This window comes from Nocardiopsis sp. NPDC006198 (assembly GCF_040613895.1).
In the GTDB taxonomy this organism is placed as follows: Bacteria; Actinomycetota; Actinomycetes; order Streptosporangiales; family Streptosporangiaceae; genus Nocardiopsis; species Nocardiopsis tropica.
The window spans coordinates 99,106-107,602 of the sequence record NZ_JBEXSY010000022.1 but is presented as its reverse complement, the minus strand read 5'-3'; the positions used below and the strand labels follow the sequence as shown (position 1 = coordinate 107,602).

At 76.0% G+C, this 8,497-nt stretch carries 9 protein-coding genes; 5 read left to right on the top strand and 4 right to left on the bottom strand.

Annotated elements, in window-relative coordinates; genetic code table 11:
- Positions 1–184 precede the first annotated feature (184 nt).
- Positions 185–418 carry a peptidoglycan-binding domain-containing protein gene (locus ABZ234_RS17315; protein ID WP_355012747.1) on the bottom strand — a complete coding sequence of 78 codons (234 nt, stop codon included), beginning with the start codon at positions 416–418 and terminating at the stop codon, positions 185–187.
- 663 nt (positions 419–1,081) lie between these two features.
- Here ABZ234_RS17315 and ABZ234_RS17310 point away from each other — a divergent pair.
- The 5 genes from ABZ234_RS17310 (at position 1,082) to ABZ234_RS17290 (ending at position 4,703) form a co-directional block, all read left to right on the top strand.
- Positions 1,082–1,720, top strand: coding sequence for a hypothetical protein (locus ABZ234_RS17310; RefSeq protein ID WP_344181556.1), 639 nt, complete (start codon positions 1,082–1,084; stop codon positions 1,718–1,720).
- A 1-nt stretch (position 1,721) separates the two neighbouring features.
- On the top strand, positions 1,722–2,162 hold the full coding sequence (locus ABZ234_RS17305) for a phage holin family protein (protein ID WP_344181554.1): 441 nt from the start codon (positions 1,722–1,724) through the stop codon (positions 2,160–2,162).
- Positions 2,138–2,725: a DUF3618 domain-containing protein gene (locus tag ABZ234_RS17300; protein WP_344181552.1), complete on the top strand. Its 588-nt coding sequence runs from the start codon at positions 2,138–2,140 to the stop codon at positions 2,723–2,725. Before ABZ234_RS17305 ends, ABZ234_RS17300 begins: the two co-directional genes overlap by 25 nt.
- 186 nt (positions 2,726–2,911) lie before the next feature.
- Positions 2,912–3,835: a YihY/virulence factor BrkB family protein gene (locus ABZ234_RS17295; protein ID WP_355012750.1), complete on the top strand. Its 924-nt coding sequence runs from the start codon at positions 2,912–2,914 to the stop codon at positions 3,833–3,835.
- A 280-nt stretch (positions 3,836–4,115) separates the two neighbouring features.
- Positions 4,116–4,703, top strand: coding sequence for a histidine phosphatase family protein (locus ABZ234_RS17290; protein WP_355012746.1), 588 nt, complete (start codon positions 4,116–4,118; stop codon positions 4,701–4,703).
- A gap of 70 nt (positions 4,704–4,773) precedes the next feature.
- Here ABZ234_RS17290 and ABZ234_RS17285 read toward each other — a convergent pair whose 3' ends face one another.
- The 3 genes from ABZ234_RS17285 to ABZ234_RS17275 form a co-directional block, all read right to left on the bottom strand.
- A complete protein-coding gene (locus ABZ234_RS17285) occupies positions 4,774–5,646 on the bottom strand; it encodes a phosphotransferase (protein ID WP_355012745.1) in 873 nt (290 codons plus the stop codon).
- Between the two features lie 167 nt (positions 5,647–5,813).
- The gene (locus tag ABZ234_RS17280; protein ID WP_355012744.1) at positions 5,814–7,448 is read right to left on the bottom strand and encodes a pyruvate, phosphate dikinase; all 1,635 of its coding nucleotides are present in this window, start codon (positions 7,446–7,448) and stop codon (positions 5,814–5,816) included.
- On the bottom strand, positions 7,445–8,065 hold the full coding sequence (locus ABZ234_RS17275; RefSeq protein ID WP_355012743.1) for a transcriptional regulator: 621 nt from the start codon (positions 8,063–8,065) through the stop codon (positions 7,445–7,447). Before ABZ234_RS17275 ends, ABZ234_RS17280 begins: the two co-directional genes overlap by 4 nt.
- Between the last annotated feature and the right edge of the window lie 432 nt (positions 8,066–8,497).

Sequence of the window (8,497 nt, the reverse complement as noted above, 5' to 3'; positions counted from 1 at the left end):
GCGGACCCGCGCGCGCACCCGCGGGCGGCGCCCCCGCCCGCCCGGGACGGAGGGGCACGCCCGTGGGTGGAAGCCGCCGCACCGCTCCCCGGTGGCCTCGACACGGGGGAGGGGCGGCGGCTTCCGTGGGACGGGGGTCGGACGTCCTGCCGGCCCCCGCCCCGGTCTGCGGGGCCGGTGCGCCCTACCGGGGCACCCTCCTCACGAAAGCGGTCAGGATCTGCTTGGCGGCGGCGCCGGTGACCGAGTTCCCGGAGGTCGCGTTGGACCCCTCGCTCCTCCTGCAGGCGAGGACCGCGTCGGCGGTCCTGGCGCCGTAGACGCCGTCGATGGCGCCGGGAGGGAACCCGGCGAAGGTGAGCAGCTCCTGGAGGTACTTCACGCGCTCACCGGTGTCGTTCAGCTCGAGTCCGACCATGTCGCCCTCCGTCTGTGCGTGCGGGCCCGTGGAGCCCCGCGGTGTGGTGTCGTCGCCGCGGTCCGCGGACCGCGGTCCGGTCGCGGCCGGCTCCGGGGGCACACGGTCCCGGAGACGTTCGGGTCGCCGTCGGGCTGCGCGGGCGGGCCGTGGCCGACTCGTCCGCGCGGTGCCTCCGACCGCGCGCGAGTCCGTGGGACATGGGGGCCTCCAAGGGAGGGAGAGGGGTGCGGGCCACCCCGCGTCGGGGCCGGTGACCTGGTGTGTTACTACCCCGCGCGGCGAAACGGCGCACAAGCGGGCCACCCGGTGGAGCGCACCGGGTGGCCCGGTGCCGGTCGGGCCGACGCCCCCGGGGCGCCGGGCGAACGCCCGGCGGAAGGCCCCTGCGCCCGGGACCGGGCCCGCGGGGTCCTCCACGGCCCCCGGCAGGGGACCGCCGGCCGGGGGAGTGCGCCCCCGGACCGTTCTTCCGGGGACCTCCTCCCGGCGGGCCGGGTCTGCCCGGGGTCGGCGCCCCGCCACCGGTCCGCAACCCCGCGGGAAAGAACACGACAAGGAACGTCCAGGAATGCACACTCGCGGCCTTCCCGTGCGTACCGGCACGAGTGCGGGGTACGCGCGTCCCAACGCATGACCAGCCGATCCGAGGAGGTTGTGGTGATGCACCCGCAGGATGGGTCCGGCGGACCCGACAGCGGTGGCGGCCAGAAGGCCGACACGGCTCGCGCGGCGGCGGGCGAGGTCGCGTCCACCGCGAAGGAGCAGGCGCGTTCCCTCGCCGGAGAGGCCCGCGCGGAGACGGGGCACGTCGTCGGCGACGTGCAGGACCGCCTCCGGGAGGAGGCCGACAACCAGACACGGAAGGCCTCGGGCAACCTGCGGCAGTGGTCGCAGGAGCTGGGGTCCATGGCCGAGCACGGGGACGACGGGTCGCCCGTGGGGGACGTGGTCCGACAGGTCGCCGACGGCGGCCGCGGCGCCGCGGACTTCCTGGACGAGCGGGGCGTCGACGGCCTGCTGGACGAGGCCCGTGACTTCGCCCGGCGAAGGCCGGTGGCGTTCCTCGTGGGGGCCGCCGTGGCCGGGTTCGCGCTCGGTCGCGTCCTCAAGGTGTCCTCCTCGGTCTCCGGCCAGGGGGGACCCGGCGGAGGCGACGCCTCCGGGCGGGGGACGCCCGCGGTCGAAGGGCGCGGGGGGACCTCACTGCCGCGGCAGGGGGACCCGGTGGCGGGCGAGGCGGTCCCGCCGGCCGCGGCCTCGGAGGGGCCGGGCCGGGACCGGGGAAGCGGGGGAGGCTGACATGGCGACGGTTCCCAGGCCCTCACCGAGCACACGGGACCGGATCCGGCCGGAGCCGGTCCAGGACGACAGGTCCCTGTCCGAACTCGTCGGCGAGGTGACCACCGACCTCCAGACGCTGTTCCGCCAGGAGCTCGCCCTGGCCAAGGCCGAACTCCGCGAGGAGGCCGCCAAGGCGGGCAAGGCCGCCGGGCTCTTGAGCGGGGCTGGCTTCGCGGGCTACATGACGGTGGTGCTGCTCAGCCTCGCGGCCGTGTTCGGCCTCGCCGAACTCATCGGCCTGGGCTGGTCGGCCCTGGTGGTGGCGGTGCTGTGGGCGATCGCGGGCGCGGTCATGTTCTTCATGGGGCGCAGCCGGATGCGCGAGGTCTCGCCCCGGCCCGACCGCACCATCGAGACGTTGAAGGAGGATGCCCGATGGGCGAAACATCCGACCGGATAAGGCAGGACATCGAACGGACGCGCGCGGAGCTGACCGAGGACACGGACCGTCTGGTGAGCCGCGCCAACCCGAAGAACGCGATCGACCGGCGCACCCACCGGATGCGCCGCAGGGCCCACGACATGAAGGAGCGCGTCATGGGGTCGATGCCGTCCCCGGGATCCGGCGGGGACTCCGCCGGGGGCTCGATCCGGCAGAACGCCGACCAGATGGCCGGCGCGGTCAGGTCGGCTCCCCAGCAGGCCCTCCAGCAGACCCAGGGCAACCCGCTCGCCGCGGGCCTGATCGCCTTCGGCGCCGGACTGCTGGCCGCCTCCCTCCTCTCCGAGAGCAGGGCGGAGCGGCAGGCGGCCCAGCAGGTCCAGGACCGTGCGGGCGGGATGATCGAGCCGGTCCAACAGGCCGTCTCCGAGTCCGTGGACCGGGTCAGGGAACAGGCCACCGAGTCGGCCCGCGGCGCCGGGGAGCACCTGAAGGAGAGCGCCTCGGAGAAGGCGCACGCCACCGGTGAGCAGGCCCAGCACGAGGCCAAGAGCGCCTCGGAGGAGATCCGCGGTTCCTAGACCGCGGGCCGTGTCCTCGCCGCGCTCCCACCCGGCCGGCCACGGTGGCGGGCCGGGAGGGCACGGCCTCGGCTCCGGCGGACCCGCCGGAGCGGGAGAGGAAGGAAGTGGCCGATGGCCCGTCAGCGCGACGAGAAACCCGGCGGCGGACGCCCTTCGGCGGAAGAGGCCTCGGCGCCGACCCGCATGTCGAAGTCCTCGTGGTGGGGCTCCCTGCGAAGGACGTTCCGCGAGTTCGGCGCGGACAACGTGACCGACCTGGCCGCCGGACTGACCTACTACGCGATCCTGTCGCTCTTCCCGGCACTGCTGGTGCTGGTGTCCCTGCTCGGCCTCGCGGGGCCGGGAGCCACGCGGACGCTGACCGAGAACGCCTCGGCCGTCCTGCCCCAGGACGTCTCCGGCCTGGTGACGACCGCCATCGAGAACCTCCAGGGCAGCGCCGGCGTCGCCGGGCTGGTAGGCGTCATCAGCCTGGCCGTCGCCCTGTGGTCGGCCTCGGGCTACATCGCCGCCTTCATGCGGGCGTCCAACATCGTCTACGACGTCCCGGAGGGGCGACCCGTCTGGAAGACGCTGCCCGTCCGCGTCGGCGTCACCCTGCTGCTCGTGGTCCTGATGACCCTCACCGTGGTCGCCGTCGCGGCCTCGGGCGGGATCGCCGAGCGCATCGGACAGCTGCTCGGACTGGGTCCCACGGCGGTGACGGTCTGGGGCATCGCGAAGTGGCCGGTGCTGCTGGTCGTCGTGGCCTTCATGATCGCCCTGCTGTACTGGGCCTCGCCCAACGCCAGGCGCGGCTTCCGCTGGGTCAGCCCGGGGAGCCTGCTCGCGGTGGTGATCTGGCTCCTCGCCTCGCTGGCGTTCGCCTTCTACGTCGCCAACTTCGCCTCCTACAGCAAGACCTACGGGAGCATGGCGGCCGTGGTGATCTTCCTCGTGTGGCTCTGGATCAGCAACATCGCGATCCTGCTGGGCGAGGAGTTCAACGCCGAGATCGAGCGCGGCCGGGCGGAGGAGGCGGGGCATCCCCCGGGCGAGGAGCCCTACGTGGAGATGCGCGACCGGCCCAAGGCCGAGGGCGGGAAGCGGTCCGGGCGCCGCGCGTGAGCTCGGCGGGCGCGCGTGTGCGGCCCCGGCCCGGGGACGGCTCGTCCGCCCGCCTTTCCCGGCCGGAGCCGCAGGTCCGGTTCTTGCGGGCCCCCGGGGCGGCTCCTCCCCGGCTTCCGTCCGCCCCCATTCGGATGTTATTGTCATCTGGATGTTGTGAGTATGGGAATTTCGGGGCGCCGGCGCCCCGCCCGACCCCGACGCGGCGCCCCCGCGCCCCGGGGGCCGCGCGGGGGCCGCCGTACCCCGGACGCGAAACGGTGGGGAGCACGGTCCGACGATGGCGACTCGGCACTTGTACGTGGTGCGGCACGGCGAGGCGGACCCCTTCGGGGAGCTGACCGACACCGGGCGGCGGCAGTCGGAACTGCTCGGGGAGCGCCTGTCCCCCCTGCCGGTCGACGCCGTGTGGCACTCGCCCCTCGCCCGCGCGGAGCGCTCCGCCCGGATCATCGGCGGGCGCCTGGGCGGGGCCCCCGTGCGGGAGGCGGCCGAACTGGTCGACCACGTCCCGTACGTGCCGGACGAGCAGCCCCCCGGGTGGGCGGGGTTCTTCGACGGGTACGACGCCGCGGAGGCCGCCTCGGGCAGGGAGCTCGCGGACGCCCTCGTCCGCAGGTTCGCCCGTCCCGCCGACGCCGTGACCCACGAGGTCCTGGTCACCCACGCCTACCCGGCGGCCTGGCTGCTCAGGCACGCCCTCGACGCGCCGCCCGCGCGCTGGATCGGGCTGAACTGCGCGAACACGGCGCTCACCGTGATCGAGTACCGCGACGGCGCGGGATCCACGGTGCTGACGTACAACGACATGGGCCACCTCCCGCCCGAACTGCGCTGGACGGGTTTCGGGCCCGGCGTACGGCCCTGAGGGCCCGCCCGCCCGCGGGCGGGCGGGCGGGGTCGGGACCACGGCGGACCCGGCGCCGGCGGCCGACCGGCTACGACACAGGGGGCCGCTCCCGGCCACGGGCGTCCGGACCGTCGTGGCCGAGTGCCGTCCGGATCCGGCCGAGCCACTCCTCGCCCAGCCTGCGCCCGTCCGGGAACCGGTCCTCCCGGTCCCAGCGCCACGCCGTGACCATCGCCAGCACGAGGATCCGGCACCGGCGCAACAGCTCGTGGTCGACACCCGGGTAGTGCTCGCCGACCTCTTCGGGAGCATGGGCGAGGTCGAAGACGACGGGGCCGCGGCAGCACGTCTCCAGGTCGACGAACACCGGACCGCTCCGCGTGGCGAGCACGTTGCCCGGGTGCGGCTCCCCGTGCAGCAGCTGCACGGCGCCGCCGCGCTCGCCCACCACCCGTCCCAGGCTCCGCAGCGTGTCGCCGAGCAGGTCCCGGTCGGCGTCGGCCAGAGCCGGGGTGCGGTCGCGGTCGGCCACGAGCCGCCGGGCCTCTTCGACCCGGTCCGTGAAGTGCGGAGCCGGGACGTCGAGCCCGCGCATGCCGGCGTGCAGCCGCCCGAGCGCGGCGGCATAGCCGGCCGGCGGGACCGCGCGGGGCGCCACGGGCTCGTAGTAGGTCCAGAGCGTGACCACGAAGCCGTCGCGCTCGTACACACGCGGCTCCACCCGGGGGTCGAGCGCTGCCACGGGGCACCCGGAGCCGACGAGGCGCAGGGAGAGGTCGACCTCGAACTGCGCGACGTGGTCCGCCGCAGGCGCCACCCGGGCCAGGACGTCGCAGGGCAGCAGACGCAGGGTGAGCTTGTTCGAGTCGTGGAGGACGATCGCGTCGTCCGTGGCCAGGCCGAGTGAGGAGGCGACCGACACGGCCGCGGCCATCGCGTGCGAGACCTTCGACGCCTGCATCCCCGCCGGGCCCCTCTCCCTCGAGCGGCGCCGCACCTCTTCGCGCGGTGCGACCAGCGCACCCTACCAAGTTCCCGGCCGGGGGCACGGGGCGGTGCGGCGGCCCCTGCGGACCGCCCCGTGGGCGGCCCGGCCGCCGGCCCCGCCGCCGGACGACGCGGACGGCCTCAGCCGCGGCGCCGGCCGCGCCCGAGCACGGCACGGGCGGCTTCGAGGCGGTCGGCCTCGTCGCGTCCGGAGCGGTCCCCCGACACGTCGTCGGCCCACGCGAGCAGCCGGTGGAGGTGCTCGTCGGCGGCAGTGGCGACGACGCGGGGGCGCCCGAGGGCGACCTCGCCGCCCGTGCCGTCGACGGTGACGAGGCCGCCCTCGCCCAGCGTGCGTCCGCCGACCTCCATCCAGTCGGCTCCCACGGACAGGCCGGCGACCCCCACGACGGCGGGCTTGCCCATGGCGCGCGCGACGACCGCGGCGTGGCTGGCCGGACCCCCGCGGGCGGTGACGACCCCCGCGGCGGCGGCCAGGCCGCGCATGTCGTGCGGGGAGGTCTCCGGACGCACGAGGACCACCGGTCCGTCCGCGGCCATGCGCACCGCCGCCTCGGAGGTGGTGGCCACCCCGCCGACGGCGATCCCGGGACACGCGCCCAGCCCCCGGGCCAGCACGTCGGCCTCCCCGGACGGGTCCAGCCGGGGCGTGCGCACGTGCCGCAGGTCGTGCGGCGAGACCCTGAGCAGCGCCTCGCGGCGTCCGATCACGCCCTCGTCCGCGAGTTCGGTGGCCACGCGCACGGCTGCGGCCCCGACGAACCGGCCCGGCCGGACCTGCAGCAGCCACAGTTCGCCGGACTGGAAGGTGAACTCGACGTAGCACGCGTCCCGGTAGTGCTCCTCGATCCGGCCCAGGGCGTCGAGCAGGCCCGCCCACACGGCCGGCTCCCGGTCGGCGAGTTCGCGCAGGGGCCGGGTCGCCGCCCTGCCGGAGACGACGTCATCGCCCTGGCGGCCGAACAGGACCTCGCCGAAGGGGGCGTTCCCACCGGTGTCGGGGTCGCGGCTGAACGCGACCCCGCTGCCGCTGCGCCCGTCGCGGTTGCCGAACACCATCGCCTGCACGACCACGGCGGTGCCCAGGTCGTGCGGGATGTCGTGCAGGTCGCGGTAGGTGCGTGCGCGCGGGGACTCCCAGGAGGAGAACACGGCCCCCACCGCCAGCTCCAGCTGCGCGGCCGCCTCGTCGGGGACCGGCCGTCCCAGGCGCCGCCGGATGCGGTCCTGGAGCGCCGCGATCGCACCGGCGGGGTCGGCCTCCCCGTCGTCGGTGTCCCCCTGTTCGGGGGCTCCGCCGAGGGCGGTGCCGGCGCCGTCCGCGTCCGTGAGCGCGGAGGCGAGGGTGGACAGGAACCGCAGCCGCGAGCCCAGAGCGAACCGGGGGTCGCCCGTCTCGGCGGCCAGCCCGGCGGCGGCCCCGTCCGTGAGGCCGAGGTTGAGGACCGTGTCCATCATGCCGGGCATCGACACACCGGCCCCGGAGCGCACGGACACCGCCAACGGCAGCCGCGGGCCGCCGAAGCGGCGCCCCGTGGCGGCTTCGAGACCGCCCACGGCGGCCGCGAGCTCCCCGTCCAGGCCCTCGGGGAGGCGCCCGTCGCGCAGGAAGGCGCGGCACGCCTGTGTGGTGACGACGAACGCCGGGGGCACCCGCAGGCCGAGGCGGTGCAGGAGCACGAGGCCGTGCGCCTTGGCGCCCAGTGTCCGCGCCGTCCCCCGGGTCCCCGCCGAGAGGGGGCGCACCCACCTCATCGGGGGATCCCCAGGGTGGCGAGCAGGTCCTCGTGGAGCTCGGCCCACACGGTGTGGTAGGACGCGGTGGTGTCGGTCACGTGCTCCAGGGCGCCGGCCCGGGCGCGTTCGAGGGCCCCGGCGAGGCGGGTCCGGTAGCGGCCGAACCGGGGCAGCGCGGCGGCCAGGCCGGCGCAGACGGTGGCGGCCCGCCGGTCCAACCCGGCGAACGCGGCCAGGACGCGGGCGTCGTAGGACGGGTCGCCGTGGTCGTTGACGGTCATGACGCCGTCGACGGACCGCAGCTGCCAGGCCGTGCAGAGGTCGAGCAGTTCGGGGTTGAGCACGAGGAAGTCCTCGTAGGCCGCCGTCACGGCGGTGCGGGCGCCGGCCGCCTCCAGCTCCCCGGTGATCCGCTCGGCGTCCGCCGCGCGGCCGGCCTCCGTCAGGCCCCACCCGCCGAAGTCGCCGGCCGCGCGGGTCACCAGGCCGGCGACCGCCAGGTCGATCAGCTCGGACTCGGCCTCGGACACGGCCAGCCCCGTGGTCTCGGCCACGCGGGAGAGGCCGGAGTGGCCGCCGCAGCGCAGGGCGTGCAGCACCAGCAGGTCGGCGCCGGTCGTCGCGGGGCCGCTCATGTGCGGGCCCCCCGGGGCCGTACGCCGCCGGTCCCGCGGCCGTGTCCCGTGGGCCGCGCCTTCGCCGCGCTCGTGCGGGCGGGCCCCCGCCGCCGTGCCCGATCCTGTCGGACCATCACCACCCCTTTCTCCGTGCCAACGCCATCAGGATACTCACAAAATCTGGATGCTGAGAACATCTCGATGTGGAGGGGTCGGGCCGCGAATCCCGGGCCGGAGCGCCGAACGCGTCGACCGGGCCCTCTGTCCGGACGACCCGGGCCTCGTCGTGCTCACCGCCCCCCGAGGGCAACCGGTTCCGCGTCGTCGGCACCGGCCGCGGCCGGCGGGTCCGGTCCCCGCCCTGCTTCACGCGGACGCCCTCCGGCGCGGACCGCCCGGGGAGGACGACCCGTCGTGGAGGACGCGCACGGCCCCGCCGCGTTAGTCTCC